We start from the raw sequence: 17,268 nt of genomic DNA, 5'->3' as shown, positions 1-17,268 counted from the left end.
TGCAATGTGTCATCAATAGAACAAAGACGAACTATATTATAGCTTTATTGAAATTCATTTATATTCCTCGAAACAATGGATTACATATATTTCATGAGATTTTTCAAAAAACAAATTAAAGGAGAAATATGATGAATATAAAGACTGTTGAAAATGCCATAAAATTTCACGGGAAAAAGTTTGCTAGGTTTGGTAAAGGAGAAGCATATATACGAAGTTGTGTAAACAGGATACTTCCTGTATACGAAGATCATTTTACAGAGGAAGAGCTTTCTAAAATTGTATCAACCGCCATCGTTAACACTGCTGGCTGGTTATATTTCCCCAATAATTTAGTTGATATCTTAGAAAAAGAAAAAGAGCAAAAAATAGAAGACGAATTACTACGTCAACAAATCCAAAAAAGAAAATTAAAAGAACAAGCCCTTAAGTTTGTGCAAGATTTTAGAGAAGGGAAGAGCAGAATATGAAAAAGATTGGTGATATGAGTTTTTTCCAAAATGTAGCTATAAGTGAATTTCTTGATTATAGAAGCTGTTTAAAATGTGGTGGAGAAATAAAAAATGTTAGGCTCACTTATACTAGAGATTTTGGGGTATTTAAACAAGGAACAATTCAAGAAATTAAACAAGATTGCAATTGCCAGCTAATTAAACAAGTTCGAGAGAACGATCAAAAAGCTCGATTGTTAGCTATTAATAAATTTTCTATTATTAATGATGAACTTAAAGATGCAACTATAGATTCATTTGATTTTTATCAAGGAGATATAAAAACTTATGGAGAGCCTGCCGCTAAATTTATTGAATTGGTTACAAGTTTTAAAAGGGGAGATTCTTTTTACTTATATGGGCAAGTAGGACGTGGAAAGAGTCATTTAGCAAGTGCTGCACACCATCTATTATTGGAGAGGGGCATCTCATCTTTATTCATAAATTTCCCCACTATGTTTAGCCTTTTCAAACAATCTTATGACAAAGCAACTCCTTTTTCTGAGTCTGATTTATACAGAGCGATTTATGAATCAGAGATGTTAATCTTAGATGATTTAGGAGTAGGAAGTATAAATGAATGGAGGGCGGAAATCATCTATAATGTCCTTAACTCTAGACAAGGAAGGAGTACTATTTTCACTTCCAACTTCCATCCCAATGAATTAAATAAAAAGTTTGAATCTAGAGAAATTGATAGAATGCTTAATAGAATTTCTAACGAACAGATTATTTGCCTCGAATTACCTCATAGTTATCGTAGCAGAAACCGTACAATTAAATTAAAAATGGATAGCCAATCTTCTTTTTAGGAGGAAACTTATGAAAACACCTAATAGTTATCCAAGTACCCTCTACTTACTGATGATAACTGACAAAAGGCTACAAATAAATATATCTGAAGAAAAAATATGTTTAATTAGTAAAATATATGATGTATATAAAGAAATAATGGTGGACGAAGACTTCATATTATGCACTCTAAAAATTTTACAAATGAATTGTAGCATAAACCTATTTCAACAAGATTTAGAATACCTCTTGAATAACCGTCTTGCAAAGAGAAAAATATTAAAATAGCGAATGGACTTTAGTTAAAAGCCCATTCGCTATTTTAGCTTAATATCAAATGTTCTAATCCCTCAATTTAAACAAATCTCTTATACATAAAATCATCTTTCCCCTTCAAATTGACGCTTTTCTAATCGTTCAATTGCTTCACGGCGTTTAGAATCATCGATATTTGTATATAAAGATGTTGTTTCCATCGAATTATGTCCCATTTGATTTGCTAATAAAACCAGATCTTTATTTTCATTATAATGATTCGTTGCGTATGTATGCCGCAACTTGTGAGGGCTCTTTTTTTCGTCAAATGCTCTAGTATATTTCTCTGTAAGCTTTTGTATTGCATTAACAGAAATTTGCGCGTATGAGCCTTTATAATTCGTTACAAATAGAATATTTTCATCATCAGGACACTTATAACGATTAGTACGTACTTTAAGGTACTCTTGAACATCATCTAGAGCCGTTTGTGTAGCCAAAATAGATGATTTTTTATCTCCTTTACGTATAACCTTGATGTAACGAGTACGAAAATTAATACTAGAAATAGTTAAACTAGCTGCTTCTGATACCCGGAGGCCTGTACCTAAGATTAAACTTAAAATAGCAATATCACGCTCTCTATCACGTCTAAAGAATCTTAGTTTACCAGGAGCAGTTTCTTGCAGCATTTGCTCATATTCATTGGATAAAAAGCGCATAAATTTAATGTCATCATTATTGTGGAAAATAACTTCAGAAATTTCTTTTGCTCTCGCTGCAGCGTCAATTTTTTCCTTATGAATTTCCATTTTGGCCATAACATTTCTATAAAAGTAACATTCTCCATTATCATCTTCAGTATTGCTTGTTAGGTAGTTAAATAATGACTTTAGAGCTGAAAATGTTCGTATTACTGCCTTAGTTTTATTACCTTGTCTCTCTAAATAACTTTTAAACCTTTTTACTTGTTTAAGAGGAAGGTGTTCCAACGTTTCAATTGGCACCTCATGTATTTTCGTTACAACTTCTCCATCTACGACAGCAAGACGAGAGGAGATCAACCATTGTAAAAACATTTCGTATTCAATTAAATATCCATACAAGGTAGCAGGGGAAAGGTTTGTTTTCTCTTCAATATATTCAATGATATACCAGGGCATTTTTTCTTTATGACGTTCTACACGTACTTGATACACTTGTTTTTCTCTATTGCTCAATTTTTTCACCTCAAACTTTAAAATAGTACATTGATTTTTTATAATCAATGTACTATTTTGTCTAAATTTGTCTAATTTTACATTAAATACAATTTTAATCTAAAATTCCTAGATATGTACTATTTTCAATTGAAATATAGAGGGTAGAGCTCCTACTATTTTAATTGAACAAGAAAAGCATGAATGTATGAATGTGGATCAAATTTACAGAAAAAATTGTATTAAGTAATATAATCATTTTTTTCGACGCTTAAAATAATCAAATATTGCAGACACTTTCTTTTGTAACTTATATATTTTACTTTTCAAGAAAAGATATAATTCGTCATATTTTACAACGGTATAATCTTTTACCTTTAAAAGTCTTTCTCTTGCGTATTTATATATTAGGGATAAATTTCTTTTAATATAATTGAAAAGATTTATTGATTTCTCTTTAATTAGTTCGCGATATAGAATACAGATAAAAATAATAAAGATAAAATTACTTATAGTATATATAGGCAGAAGATATCCTTGAAAATTTAACAATTTTAATAATTGATCTAAAGTTGGTAAAGAAAATAGCAAGGTAATAGTAATTGTTAATATTGGGCTTAAGGCAGTAAACTTCGAAACATATTTTTCTTTCCTTAAAGTAATTAGTTCTTCCATTCTTTTATTTCTTTCAATTACCATTTCATTTTTCAAATAATCATCGCAAGCATTTTCAAGATAATCTGTAAAAGCATTTACCGAAGCATATGAATAATAGTACTGTGAAAATTCATGGAAATATTCAAGGTTATTATTTGTTTTAATTTTAATTAGATCATTTATTGTCATTGTAGAATTAAGGTTTAAAAAGGTTGTTTTATCATTTTGAAGTTTTTTTGCATAAGTAATTCTATCGAATTTATAGAACCACCAATTGCAGTGTTATGAAGTGAAATTTCTGAAAATGGATCTTCACTAATAGACTTAAATGGTTGATCAATTCGACTGCTATATATATTAACTAAACGATTGTGATTTGCATAAGAACGAAAATACAAATTTAAATCGTATTTCTTGCTATCCAACAATGTATCTATATTTTTATCGCTATTCATAGTAAACTCTGAAACTGGAGCAAATAATAGTTGGAAAAGGTTGGCCTTCAACGGCTTTGAAATATCTTTATCTTCAAAGTTTTTGGGCCTAAATGCATAATCAATTAAGTTTAAATGATTATATTTTGTAATATTGGACTGTTCTTGTATGCCGAAGTGCTTTGATACGTAATCTAAGAATACTGATGTAATGTCATTCACATTGTTACATCTAGCTTTCTTTTTATATTCCAAAGATATGCCATCATTTATCATTCTTTCGGGCAACATTATTTTATCAAAATGCATATTCCATATACTTGTATTTAGAACATCTATATCAACATTTGCTACATTAATCGAAAAATGAAGCATACAATAACCGTGCTTAAATAGCGTTAAAATTACATTTATAAAGAAAGTTTTCTCATCAATCACTACTTTTACTGGCATTAATAGAAATCTATTTTTAAAAGATGTATGTAGAAATCCTGTTTGTTGATGCTCTAAGTTATACAAACCAGTTAATTGGTATAAAGCATTCGATTGAGAAACACTTAACTCATCGACAATATTATCTTCAACATCAATTGTAAAAGATTGGTCATCTGACCCAACAAAAACTGTTGATGTCTCTGCCACCTTTTTTATATCTCCGCGTAAATGGGCGGGCACTATTTTATTATTTCCGATGGCTTGCAGGTATAAATCGCGTCTCTTTGCTAGCTCATCTTCGAATTTTTTGTTAAATGATACTTTCTTATCCGGGGTTTCTGCAGAAATGATTAATCCGGATTGTATTAATTTATTAATTAAATCTTCATATTTATTAAGTGCTTTTCGAGGATCGTTATGTTTAAACGCTTCAAACATAACGAAATGATCCCAATAACCTTTTTTTATTATGGCTTTTGACATAGAGAACCTCATTTATTTAAGTTTATTTTATAATATTCAGTTACACATCATTAAAATTAATATCAATATCAATATCTATACTATTGAGAATGAACATGAATTTTACCATTGTTATTATACACCAATTTTATCACAAGTACAATTATCAATTAAACACGGATTTAATGTAAAGTTAATATTTGCTATTAATAGGATGAAAATAATTTTCAGTTTCATAACTCCCCCTCTCTTATAATATTTAAAAACTACTCTCACATTTTTTAATGTCTTAGATAAATAGTGGTTGTTTATACGACTCTTTTATTAGTTTGACAACTATACATCGTACATTCATCAAGTTAATATTTTTTGTCATTAAATAAAGAACATGTAAGTCTAAATAATTAGGGTTCTGGTGCGAAAACTTCAAGATAATTGCAGGTAATCCCTAAATCTTGGACATACTGATACTATTACTCTAAAAAAGGTGCGTGATCAGTATGGAAAAGCGAAATTTATTCAAGTGTAAGCATTATCATCATGATATTATTTTGCAAACAGTAAGATGGTACCTACGGTACAATTTCTTAATCATAAAGACCACTACTTCTCTAGCAATAGTCTTTATGATTTATAATAAGATCAGTAAAAGAATCTCCATTCGGATACACCTCCTTTCCCCATCAAATGAGAAAAGGACAGTCATAACCTCCCACCCTACAATATACAGTTGTTCTTATTCTATCACACTTAGACAAACTCACCAATATGAATGAATTAACTTACTAACCCCAACACCTTAACCATCTCAACTATTTTATTATCTTCTAATCTACAATATAATCTTTTGCCTTTACGTTCACTTATCACAATATTACCTTGAACTAATTTTCGTAAATGCTGTAAAATTACACTTTCCGAAATTCTTGTTTTCTTACTTAAATCAGAAACTGATAAAGATCCATATGTAATCAAATTACAAACAATTGATAATCGATTAGGATTCCCTAATAACTCTAAAACTTTTATACTTTCTGTATAGAAAATAAAGTCCATATGAAACGCCCTAAGCAAATCTTCCAACCCCCCAAAATAATCCAAATAACATTAAAATATCTTAACATAAAAATAGCGAAAATATCCCCAAAATATTCCAATTATTCATTGAGAAAAATAATATTTGGATAGGAGTCCAATGCATATTATTAAAATTAAGATAGTTCAAGTCGGAGGAAGGCTCCTTTGGGTGTCTTTTCTTTATATAATTTATAATGGGGTTCAGCCGAGATACGCGTAAAATCAGGTCACAGAGATACAATATTCACGATATATATTTATCCCGCATTAACGGGCAGTAAGACTCCCACCTAAAAATTCAATGCTATTGGGGAAATTAGACAAATTGGTACTGGTAAAACAACCTTGTTTATTATAATAGCAAGAGGTCTTAATCCATTTGAAGGATTAACTGGGCTAATCGGATTTGTAACATAAACGTTCGTTTCTGTTACATTTTGTATTTAAAAATATAAAGTATCTTAACCGTTGAAGTAGCTGTAACAAAATACTGTATCAAAAATAATACGTAACATTATTATTAAAATACATCACGTGACCCAAATTCACATATATCTTTGCTGAACCTCATTATGAGCTTCTTTAATCAAATGGCACCGAAGTAATCTAAAAAAGCATCTCAATTCAAGTTGGATGAAAACGCTTGCGACGTAAATACTATCGATTTTTATGATGCATTGGTCAAAATATACGTGAAAAAGCGCACACTCTTGCTTAGAGAAGAATGTACGCCTTTTTTACGCTTCCGCCGGCGAGATCATAAGGTGGGCTTCTTGTATTCTTATAACATATCTTCTTTACATTTCACTTCACTATGTAATCAAGCAAGCCTATATATGTTATCTACTTCTAGCATTATGATATTCTTTTTGGATTGTTAGAACGTCTGCCAATGTAGAAACCTCTAGAACAATAGACAATTCATGAATCATTACTAGTGTTTCCTTCATTTCTTCTAACATAGTCTCTAATTCAATGGTTTGTACTCCATACTCTATTATACGGTTAATAAATAAATCTGATTCCAAAAGATCAGGAGAAATGATAGATATAATCTCTTTTGCCCTTGGTAAAATATTTATCTCAAATTGTTTTTGTATTTCAACACGCCCCATTGAAACATGGTAGCTTGAACACAACTTGCGAAATGCTTTTAAGCGAATGTCATCTTTTAATAAATCAAATCGTTCTAAATAGGAATCTAGATCAAATCCCTTATGCTCCTCAGATATTTCTTCAGTTTCCTCTTCATACATTCTGTCGGTTCTCTTTTCAATTTCTTCTATATCTAATTCATCATAACCATTTTCAAGTAATATATCTTTTACAGCTAATCGAAAAGATTCTTGAATCATTGTGTCTAGCATAATTGGAGGGACATGATTGGAATGCCCTACTTGTACTAATGCTTTAATGGTTGCTTGAACCAGTTTAATGTAATTTTCAATATTAAACTCCCCTTGTACAATTACTTGGCTTTGCTCTTCTTTGACATTGATAGCTAATACAAAGTCTCCTGTAGATTCTTGAATGAGTCCTTCTTTATCGGCTACTTTTACCTGTACATTTCCCATTGTGCATTCGCTCCTCATTATAAATATATAGATACTATGATCCCTTTTTTTAATATAACGTTGATTTCTACGTTATGAAAGGAATTGTCAAAAAATAATTAAAATGAGGTTGGTCTTTTTTATGGACAAATTCAAAAACAAGGATGAACTCCATATTCATTTAGTATAGTTGGAATTTAATAAGGAAGGTAATATGGACGGATCAATATCAGATGTTGTACAGCACTCACTATTTGGTCTCATCATATCAAAAAAGAAAATGTGACATTAATTAGAGTATTATAATGAGAGGATTGTTCATTCAATATAGAGGGGAATCAGTTTACTTCATACAAAATTTAAACATAATGTCAAAAAAGTGTACTTTGTAACATAGCTAAAAATGTAGAATTTTTCATTTCAAAAATACAACTTATCTATATTTAAGACATGTCCATACAATTGTAGAAGATTTGAAATGCATATTTTAAAGTTTAATCTAGATATAATTTGGAATCTTTTGTATTAATCCCACTTTTCGGGGGATAGGAAAAAACATCCATGATTGATATGAAAAAGGAAGGAGGATTTTTATCCCCCCTTCCTTTTTCACATATATAATCTAACGCTTATTTTACAGCCTCTTTTATACCTTTCCCCGCTTTAAATCCAGGCACTTTACCTCCTGTTCTTCTCCCGTTTGAGGATTGCGTCCTGTACGGGCAGAACGTTCACGCACTTCAAATGTACCGAATCCAATTAATTGTACAGATTCTCTCTTTCGAAGAGAATGTGTGATTTGATCCATAACAGCTTGTACAGATGCGGTAGCATCTTTTTGTGATAAGGATGCTCGTTCTGCAACTTGTTTGATAAGTTCTGTTTTATTCCCTGTTTTCGGGGGATGGGCAAAGAAACCCATGTTAAGTATTAGCAGACATTCATTTTAAGGGCTATTTCGTATGTTAGCGGACATAAAAGACCCCATTCGAGTAGTATGATGTCCGCTAATGATACTTATAGGATATTCCTAGTGAAATATGTTCTTGATCATTTTCACAAAATCGTATTTTGCTGTTTCAGGTGAATGAAAAAGTATCTAAAATCAAGCCGTTTTTATAAAAAAAATGACAGTTTTATCATTTCTAATGTCCACTAATGCTTATTATGTGATTTGGTTCCATTGCTACATAACCCCTTATTTCCTTTCGAATCAACAGCACGATACAGGTACATCCATTGACCTTTTACTTTGATATATGTTTCATCAACTCTCCAGGAGTCATTCGTTTGTCCAATTCAGGACCGTACTGATGAACCCAACGCATAATCGTTGTATGAGAAATGGATAAGCCTTGTTCCTCCATCATTTCCACTACATCACGAAAACTGAGGTAGTAAGTACCGTAGGTACTATTTTACCGTTAACCAAATCATATCGGGCTGATAATGCTTCTGCCCTATTTTGTGCGTTCAAAAAACTGAAAAATAACGATTTTTATATGCATACGACACATTGCATCGTTAAACATATCAATAATTTCATCGAACAGGATTATAGACATATCAAACGACGGTTTTAATCCGCAGGATTTTATATATAAACTGCGTTTTTTCAACGTACAAGGAATTAAACGAATTATTAATCACTTACTAAAAGGTTCCCCTTATTTATCAATACCTGTTTCTGCTTTTTTAACTTTGCAACAAAACCGTTTTTTTATACGTTGCTACAGTCTCTGATTAATTTTCGTGAAAAATCCGCTGCTTTCGTTGAATCGGATAGGTTTTGATTTCATTTGTATTTAAATTTTCACGGAACAAATTGATAGCTGTAATTTGTCGATAATCGTAGGTATGATAATAATAAGTACCGGATTCCATGCACATTGCACTTGTATAGACGGTATAGTCTACTGTGTCTTCAGGCGTAATCACTTCACCTTTAGGTAGTTCACAAGTTGACAAAATATGAAAAGCGGCCGATACACCTTCTTCTTCATTATCCACACCCTGGATATTTTGTTTTCCGAATGCCGCTCGCACAAATCGTGATGGTGGAGTAAAATCACCAGGAAGCCCCATTGAGCCTGAACCCTGACTAAAAGCACTTAACGATAAATCCCCCCATTGCATAGGAGTGATTTGCTGTGACTGAAGTCCAATATATTGTCGTAAATTTTGTAGATGCCAGTTAAACTCAGGGCTGTTGGTCATCACTCCTAGCGGATTGTCATACATTTTTATGCCTTCAGTTGTTGGTTCAAGTACAATACATTCCCCCCACTTATCGGATATAATCCAATGTAGTGGAGGGGTAATCCCTAAAACAGGGAATGGAACATCGGAGAAAGAAATACTATCAACGGCTTGTTTTAAAGCTTCAACCGATTCGAATTGCGTGAGACTCCAAACAACAAAATCAAATGGTGCTAAATTGGTTTTGTTATCATCTATACTTTTACTATAAGCAGCGAATCCTGGAAAATAGAGCGCTGCACAAGTCATACCTGCTTCATTTAGCCCGTCCGCCATGACGACTCTTCCTTGATGGTTAATTCCCATCCCGACAACAGATTGTTTTGCCTTGATGGTTTCACCAGTTATATTCTTCCATTGATAACGGCGTGGAATTATCATCACTTCTTGATTGAGATCCACTGTGAAATCCATTGTTCTTGCAAAAAGATGTTGGCAATTTTTTGTTTGTAATGTCAAACTTGTACACATGAAGATTCACTCCTTTTTATGGTTGTATCTACAGTTTACATATCACCCATAATTAAGTAAATTTAATGTTAGTTATCTTAAGTTTAAGTAAAACTTAATCAAGGAGTCGTTCATTATGAATTTTGATCAATTAAAAATATTAATCTCGTTAGCACAAGAAAGGCAATTTTCTAAAACGGCAAAAAAGCTATATATAACACCGTCAGCGGTAAGCCAGTCCATTACTAATCTAGAAAAAGAATTGGGGGTGACATTGTTTCACCGCACACGACTATCTACCTATCCCACAACAGACGGACAATACATGATACGGAAAGCACACGTTATTCTTCAAAAACAACGGGAGATGTATGAATATATACAGGATAAGCGTCACGTGAGATCTTTAAAAATAAAAATCGGATCGATTCCGGGGATGGTCAATCAATTTGTTGATCTCCTTCCCACACTACAGCAGAACTTTCCATTTCTGGAGGTCGACATAAGAGAATTTAATACACAAGACTTGTTGAAAGAACTGAGAGAAGAAAAATTAGATTATGCTTGCATGGGATTTACTGATTCATTAACTAATTACCACTTGTCTTATAATTTAACAAAACTTATTGGTGGAGCCTTTTACTTTGCAGTAAACCGGCAATCTCCTCTTGTTATTCATGATGTGCTAACTTACAAACAGGTAATTCAGCAGCCCTTAGCTGTTTACCCTGATAACTTTATGGTCAATTTTGTAAGCCATATGGAGAACAAGGCTAATAATTCCGCAAATGTTCTTTTTACAACGAACAATATGAATACCATTGTGAAGTCTGTTTGTGAAAATATGGTAGTTACTTTTGGGCCTTATTATCTTTTGTCTCAAGCTTTTTCACAAGACAATCAGCGGATAAAGCTGATACCTATCGAAAATGATCCTGAGATTCTCCAAACTTTTTTGTGGCTGATTTGTTCTAGAGATACCTCACTCACTGTTTTGAGTCAAACAATGCTCACGCTAATGAAGGAAAAATTGTGCTTATTCTAAACTGCTTTGACAAAGTGACGGTCATGAGTCATATGCTATTCATCAAAAATTATCAGAAAACAGACGTCGTTCCAGCTCTGGTGCAAAAAAGTTCCCTTTTTAGGGAACTTTTTTCATTATCTTATTCAATCGTATATCGGCTATCTTCTGAAACACATAAACTAGCCGCATTTACTTTTATACTATATTTTTCTAATCGGGGTAGAACCACATCGCTATCAAGCTAAGATCATAAAACGTCAATTATAGTAGAGGTTGTTTCTTTTTTCTAAAGGCTAGGTGTAGGGAATTTAAGCGAGAAAGTTTCGAGGCGTTACCCCTTCATTCCTTTCTTCATCAATAAAGTTCTCCTATATCTTTGGTTTGCACCTTTCGATTAGTGCGTCTCTTCCCGCTAGCTTATTAGGCTAACTTTTGAGACGAACGTCTCGCACTTTTAAATTCATCTGCATAGCGGACAATATACATTTCTTTCAGCACTGTTGTTCTCCTGAGTTTTTTATATCGATTATATTTGTCTACATGCCCTTCTTTTTTGACGATGACCTTTAGTTCTTAATAGAAACGCCCTTCCCATTTATTGGTTATACACCAATAAAATTCATTTAGATTGATGTTAGCAAGTAGAGGACTTAATTTGGCCAATACAATTTCAATAATGAAGAATGTGTTATTTTGGCTATGACTAATAAGAAAAATTGTAAAAATACAAGTCCAAATTGAATACCAAAAATGATAGAAATTATACCAATTGACATATTTTCAATTAAAATAAGCTTTTTATTTGCCTTTCTGATATACTTAAAATATCCACGACCTCAAAATGTTTTATTCTTTCTTTTAAAAAAGTACCAATAGAATAAAATGATAAAAAGAATGAAAATACCAAAATGATTATTTTTGAAATGATCATTAGTGCTACGAATAATAGATTTGAGGAAGCATCTAATTCAAGATGAAATAAATATATAGCAAATAAAAAAATATAGATATAGAAACCGTGTTATTTACAAAATAAGGTTTTAAATTACGATTAACATTTTTAAATGCAGACTGCCAAAAGTCATACTATTTGCCTCCAAACACAAGCTATGGACTCTGTCTTAACGATAGTAGAGTAGTCCATAAAGGTAATTTTCGAAACACTTTATGCTCACTTTGCTTCTCCTTTCTAAATTTATTTAATTTATTAAACCATCAACACTCCCTCCTCTATTGTTCACATTCCTAACACAAATTGAAACCAAACGGTGTGTTGAATACCAAACCATATCCTTATGATAACCAAGAAGCAAACAACTGTAATATTGATTGGCTTATGTGCTATACATGAAGATAAGCATGCTTGAATTACTTATCATTTAGATTACTGGTAGTAAGGTACTAAATTATTATTACATCTTGTTAAAACGAACATAGTAGTTCTTCGTTTGAGTTTTTGAAACCCATGAAGAACTACTATTTTATCATTGTTATCTATTTTTGTATTTTTCAATATACACTTTAAAGTATTAAGAAATTTCCTTTATCCATATTTGTTTATCTCAAATATATCTAGACTACGATCCGTCAAATATTATTTTAACTAAAACTTATCATAATGTGAATTTGCTTTTATTATTCCTTCATTCTCCAATATTATTTCTTTAAAAGCTTGCTGTTTATATTGAATACGTTCTGAAACTTTCATAATTATAGGCATAATCTTTTCTATTACTTCTTGTTTTTTCTCTTCCTCCAAAGATATAAGCCAGTGATTGAATTTATCTTGTTTCTTTTGAAACATTTCTTCTGATAATTTTAAGTCACCAAGTTCATAAATAGAACTTACAAACTCTTCATAGACTTTCTCATTCATTTTTAATCACTCCCTCATAACAAAACCTAATATTATTATATATTTATATAATAGTTAAAATTATAAATTAGATAAATTCTCTTCTTTATCTAATCATTGATCTCATCATATTCATCTGATTATTAAGCAATAAAGATGCAGTTTCTAATCTTTGATATTTATCAACATTTTCATCCTGTTTTTCTTTATTATAAAAATCAATATAGCTAATTTTTTTATCTAAATCATTTACGCGAGAATTTATATTTTTGATTCGATTACTAATAATACTATCATCACCAAATATTTCCTCAAATGACTTTCCTATCGTTTTACCTAATCCCTCGGAACTAAAGAAGAATTGTTTTGCAGCCCCTGAATGCTCTTCCAAAGCCTTTGTTAGTTTCGTATCATTTACTCTCATTATTCCATCATCTGTAAGTTGAATACCAAATGTAGATAAGTAATTACCACCTTGTGAAAATCTAACTATATTATTCATCTCACGATAGATATCTGCCATTATTGCGTTACCTTGTAAACTTACCATCGGCCTAACAAACTCCTCATAGGACGAAGCAATATTATTATAATCTGCAACCATCTTTTTTATTAGTTTAGTTGCATCTGACACACCAGAATTACTTACTGTAAATTTTATTTCTTTCCCTTTCGCGTTTATATTTTCTGTATTTATTTCTGTCTCTTTTAGTAATTCAATCTCTACACCAGGGAGTGGTTTTACTGTGTTACTTGTACTTGATCCTTCAATATCATTAAGGATATATTTTGCATCTTTCGCTGTGTTAATGGTATTAAGTACAAAATTTGGTGCGTTCTTATCAGATTCATCTATATGACTACGTTTCACTGGGATATAAAACATCTTTTTAAACAAATCTGATGTACCGTCTTTTAATTCAATTTTATTTGATTCACCAACTTTTTTAGCATGCATAAAAATTTTCTCGCCCTGTGTGTAAGCAGATACTCCATAATCCCCATCATTAATTAGATTAATTAAATCCTTATACGTCATATCACTGGTTACTTTTAATTCTTTATCCCCAATTTTCAATACATCATTTATATTCAATTTTTCATCAACATTAATGGTATTTGAAACAATTTGATGATGCTCTGCAAGTTGTGTAACCATCATATTGAATGTTCCCTCAATTGCATCACGGTTTGCTTTCACTTTAATATATCCATCCTGTGATGTTGTTACTTTTTTCTCTTCTCCTTTAAAAGAGGCCATTTCATTAAGGGTTTGTGAAAAAGAGTTGAATTCTGATTTTAAATTTATATATACTTGTCTATCTTTTAAAAGTTCATCTTTTTCATTTGTGTAAGTTTTATTTTTGATTTCAAACTCGCCTTTTTCTGTACTCCCCATTTTAGAGGCTCCCATTACATCACTAGAGACATTCCAAACACGTGGTCTACCCATAAAACTTGTAAATTTTGTTCCTAACATTTTCAATTCATTCCTTTTTTATGTTTTTTTAGGGAAACTTGTAATCAGCAATATCTCAAATCCCCCTAAAAACACACCAGAAATATTATATGAGGAATAATATTTTGATTTTTATTAAATATAAATTAAAAACTCATTTAAACAACTTACCTTTTGCTTCTTTTTATACGTTATTATTAGACTAAAGCACTTATAATGCTTAGCTCATCTTATAATTGTAACTTATTTATCAAAGCATAAAAATTTCATAACATGACACTAACATTACAATTTTGTAAGGAAATCAAACTATTTAACCATCGCATATCGCTTAAAATTATTATACTATCATTCATATTAGCTTGGGATAACAGTTCCTAATTAAATTCAATACTTTAATTCACGAATCTTATATGCCAAATATCTTTAAATATATTTTTAAAGTGGTATACAAGAATCGCGAGATTTAAACACACCTATAATTTCTATTATTTAGAAATTAATGCATTTGATATAAAATTTAACCCCTCTGCTTTTTGAAGCATAGCTTCATCATCTTTACTTTTAACATATAAATAGATTGATATACTGTTTCACATTCCTTTATATGTTCAGTTGATGCAAGACCAGCATACATAATTGCTTGAATTTCAAGATACTCCTTAATAAAATTAAAAATAGCATCTATTACTTGTGACAGCTTTTCTATAAAAAGGAGTTTTATTGTACCCTCCCTTTAACTGTTTGTATCATCCTCTCAATCATGACCTCTGCTATAGCAGGCATAACTGATAACTTAGAGGGAAAATATAGGTAAAGAGTACCTTGAGCGATGCCAGCCAATTGTACTATGTCGGAAATTTAAGTTTTTTCTATCTCCTTCTCTATAAAAACTTCTACAACTGTAAGAGCATATGATATTGCAAACATCATATTTAATGACAAAAAGGTAATAAAAGATCTTCTATATTAGCCACTCGCTCTTGCTTAGATGATGTTCAGGAATATATTAAGGTTCGAACTAGTAAATATAACTGTCCTCAAGATGAGGACTTACTTTTCGTAACAAATTATAAAGGGAAATATACGCAGTTAACTGTTAGAGCTATACAGAAGTTAAGTGATAAATATCCAAGTGCATTTGATGAGAAGCGTAGCCCTCATAAACTACGGCACACATATGCAACAAATCATTATAAGGAGAATAAAGGCCTTGTGTTACTACGAGATCAACTGTGACACAGTTCTGTTGAAGTTACTAGTATCTATATGAACATCAATAATGAGAAGAAACGTGAGGCGATTGAACGATTAGAAAGAAGGCAATTTGAGTAGTATCAACTCATCCATTTTTATTAATAAAACTTGTATATTTTACGTAATACAAAACATATGTTACAATAACTTCTTCATTACTAATTAACTAGGGCTTTCATCCGTTTAGAAAACCATCGTAGAGAAAAGTACGATGGTTTTTTTGCATTTTATTTCATCATTTTCCGACAGAAGACTCCTTCCTTAAAAATGTGAAGGTGTAAAACACCAATTTTAGCTGAGAGATGAAATTCGGTCTACGTAAACCAACACATTTCCTATCAAAAAGCGTTTATCTTTATTGGGGTAGCACCACATCACTATCAAGCTAAGCTTATGCAAAGTCAATTTTAGGTGAGATTGTTTCTTTTTTCTAAAGGGCAAATGTAGATGATTGAAAGATGTGCATACGAAATAAACCCTAACGGGTTTCACTTTTTGAATTAAGCGGCTTGATTATCAGACATGGTACAATTGTAAACGACACCTAATATATCATAGACTGTTTTCTTCTCATATCGATGAGATTTTCTCCCGTTTTGCTGTAAGAGGTTGAACAGGCGAATTAAAATCTTTGATAGCTCTTGGGTGTCTTTCTGTATAGCTTGGAAAAGAAGAAGAAAATAATCTTTAATCATATATATAGCCTTATATTCACTCAGTTCTCGTTTCTTCTTCATAAGAAGTAATTGCCGCATTTGAAACATGGTAGAAGAACAGAGTAGAATGGCAATCAGTTGTCCATACAAATGGCATTCCAATCGTTCTCGTTTTATCTTTTTACAATGATGAATATGAAAGAATGATTTCCATGTTTTAAACAAAATCTCGATTTGCCAACGTAAAGAATACCAATCATGTACTTGTCCCATTGGGACAATATCTGTAGGAGTGTTTGTCATATATACATTGATACCACTAAGGCGTTTACTACGAGAGGAATACTTCATTCCTTTCTTTTTCTCTCGAACAGCTTGATCTTGTAGACGTTTTTTTTGTTGTTCTTCTGTAAGTCGATGAACAATCACACGAGTTGGTACTTTATCAGTCATTCCTACATAAGCGTTGGATATTTCACATGTTTGTCCTGGTTGAAGAGAGTTCATTACAATCTCCATATCTATCTGGATATACTCTGTACCTTTCTTGATTCGGCCATCTTGAAAATAATCAGGGTTAGGATTTTTTTGATAAATACGTGTATTCGATTTGATACGTGAGATATAATAAGCCTTTTTATCTTGTATATGTTGAAGATCTTTCAAATGAAAATAACCTAAATCTCGTATACATAAATCATTCGCTGTTACAGTTGGGACACACAGGGAACCAAAGGTTCGATCATGTTGTTTACCTGAACCTGTATGAATATGAAGGAATTGTCCACTTAATAAATCATATTCAAGCTGAATCTTTATTCCAGCTGTATGACTGCATCCTCCTGCACCTGGATAAACAAATGAAAAAGGATCTGGAAGTTGAAATGCAGTTGAATCTAGGATACGGATACGCTTGAAAATAGAAGTGTATGGATAAGAGAGCAGCTTAG

Annotated in this window: 12 protein-coding genes and 6 pseudogenes; 7 read left to right on the top strand and 11 right to left on the bottom strand. The window is 31.5% G+C overall.

What is annotated here, in order from left to right; all coding sequences use genetic code 11:
- Window positions 1-131: 131 nt before the first annotated feature.
- The 3 genes from JFU02_RS01825 to JFU02_RS01815 are packed head-to-tail and all read left to right on the top strand — an operon-like array spanning window position 132 to window position 1,571.
- Window positions 132-470: a hypothetical protein gene (locus JFU02_RS01825; protein WP_097926862.1), complete on the top strand. Its 339-nt coding sequence runs from the start codon at window positions 132-134 to the stop codon at window positions 468-470.
- Window positions 467-1,303, top strand: a complete 837-nt coding sequence (locus tag JFU02_RS01820; RefSeq protein ID WP_201069512.1) for an ATP-binding protein — start codon at window positions 467-469, stop codon at window positions 1,301-1,303. The genes JFU02_RS01825 and JFU02_RS01820 overlap by 4 nt, the downstream gene beginning before the upstream one ends.
- A 10-nt stretch (window positions 1,304-1,313) precedes the next feature.
- Window positions 1,314-1,571: a hypothetical protein gene (locus JFU02_RS01815; RefSeq protein WP_201069511.1), complete on the top strand. Its 258-nt coding sequence runs from the start codon at window positions 1,314-1,316 to the stop codon at window positions 1,569-1,571.
- Window positions 1,572-1,663: 92 nt separating this feature from the next.
- Here JFU02_RS01815 and xerS read toward each other — a convergent pair whose 3' ends face one another.
- Entirely contained in the window at window positions 1,664-2,758 is a 1,095-nt protein-coding gene (xerS, locus tag JFU02_RS01810) for a tyrosine recombinase XerS (protein ID WP_201069510.1), read from the bottom strand.
- Window positions 2,759-3,597: 839 nt separating this feature from the next.
- Window positions 3,598-4,746 carry a hypothetical protein gene (locus tag JFU02_RS01805; protein WP_242488014.1) on the bottom strand — a complete coding sequence of 383 codons (1,149 nt, stop codon included), beginning with the start codon at window positions 4,744-4,746 and terminating at the stop codon, window positions 3,598-3,600.
- A 479-nt stretch (window positions 4,747-5,225) separates the two neighbouring features.
- Between JFU02_RS01805 and JFU02_RS01800 the strand changes: the two are divergent.
- Window positions 5,226-5,309: pseudogene (locus JFU02_RS01800) on the top strand (IS6 family transposase); the annotation flags it as partial.
- A gap of 193 nt (window positions 5,310-5,502) precedes the next feature.
- On the opposite strand, the gene JFU02_RS01795 reads toward JFU02_RS01800, so the two are convergent.
- The 4 genes and pseudogenes from JFU02_RS01795 to JFU02_RS01780 form a co-directional block, all read right to left on the bottom strand.
- A complete protein-coding gene (locus tag JFU02_RS01795) occupies window positions 5,503-5,781 on the bottom strand; it encodes an ArsR/SmtB family transcription factor (RefSeq protein WP_201069809.1) in 279 nt (92 codons plus the stop codon).
- A gap of 860 nt (window positions 5,782-6,641) precedes the next feature.
- Window positions 6,642-7,376: a hypothetical protein gene (locus tag JFU02_RS01790; RefSeq protein WP_201069509.1), complete on the bottom strand. Its 735-nt coding sequence runs from the start codon at window positions 7,374-7,376 to the stop codon at window positions 6,642-6,644.
- Between the two features lie 608 nt (window positions 7,377-7,984).
- A pseudogene (locus tag JFU02_RS01785) lies at window positions 7,985-8,277 on the bottom strand (HU family DNA-binding protein).
- Window positions 8,278-8,555: 278 nt separating this feature from the next.
- A pseudogene (locus JFU02_RS01780) lies at window positions 8,556-8,792 on the bottom strand (DDE-type integrase/transposase/recombinase); the annotation flags it as partial.
- A gap of 8 nt (window positions 8,793-8,800) precedes the next feature.
- On the opposite strand from JFU02_RS01780, the pseudogene JFU02_RS01775 reads away from it, so the two are divergent.
- Window positions 8,801-8,935, top strand: a pseudogene (locus JFU02_RS01775) (IS6 family transposase); the annotation flags it as partial.
- A 163-nt stretch (window positions 8,936-9,098) separates the two neighbouring features.
- Here JFU02_RS01775 and JFU02_RS01770 read toward each other — a convergent pair.
- Entirely contained in the window at window positions 9,099-10,085 is a 987-nt protein-coding gene (locus tag JFU02_RS01770; protein WP_201069508.1) for a choloylglycine hydrolase family protein, read from the bottom strand.
- Between the two features lie 115 nt (window positions 10,086-10,200).
- Between JFU02_RS01770 and JFU02_RS01765 the strand changes: the two genes are divergently transcribed.
- The gene (locus JFU02_RS01765) at window positions 10,201-11,109 is read left to right on the top strand and encodes a LysR family transcriptional regulator (protein ID WP_201069507.1); all 909 of its coding nucleotides are present in this window, start codon (window positions 10,201-10,203) and stop codon (window positions 11,107-11,109) included.
- Window positions 11,110-12,694: 1,585 nt separating this feature from the next.
- Here JFU02_RS01765 and JFU02_RS01760 read toward each other — a convergent pair.
- The 3 genes and pseudogenes from JFU02_RS01760 to JFU02_RS01750 form a co-directional block, all read right to left on the bottom strand.
- The gene (locus JFU02_RS01760) at window positions 12,695-12,967 is read right to left on the bottom strand and encodes a flagellar biosynthesis protein FlgG (protein ID WP_201069506.1); all 273 of its coding nucleotides are present in this window, start codon (window positions 12,965-12,967) and stop codon (window positions 12,695-12,697) included.
- An 85-nt stretch (window positions 12,968-13,052) separates the two neighbouring features.
- Window positions 13,053-14,426 (bottom strand): flagellar hook-associated protein 2, encoded by a 1,374-nt coding sequence (locus JFU02_RS01755; RefSeq protein ID WP_201069505.1) that lies wholly within the window; start codon window positions 14,424-14,426, stop codon window positions 13,053-13,055.
- Window positions 14,427-14,973: 547 nt separating this feature from the next.
- Window positions 14,974-15,266: pseudogene (locus JFU02_RS01750) on the bottom strand (TetR/AcrR family transcriptional regulator); the annotation flags it as partial.
- An 81-nt stretch (window positions 15,267-15,347) separates the two neighbouring features.
- Between JFU02_RS01750 and JFU02_RS01745 the strand changes: the two are divergent.
- A pseudogene (locus tag JFU02_RS01745) lies at window positions 15,348-15,740 on the top strand (tyrosine-type recombinase/integrase); the annotation flags it as partial.
- Between the two features lie 422 nt (window positions 15,741-16,162).
- Here JFU02_RS01745 and JFU02_RS01740 read toward each other — a convergent pair.
- Window positions 16,163-17,268 (bottom strand): IS4 family transposase (locus JFU02_RS01740; RefSeq protein ID WP_201069504.1); only part of this gene is annotated, 1,106 nt, incomplete at its 5' end.

It is taken from the genome of Bacillus sp. TH13, from assembly GCF_016651175.1.
Classification (GTDB): Bacteria; Bacillota; Bacilli; order Bacillales; family Bacillaceae_G; genus Bacillus_A; species Bacillus_A thuringiensis_S.
Note: the sequence above shows the minus strand (reverse complement) of the source record. Positions and strands in the feature narration are given on the sequence as shown.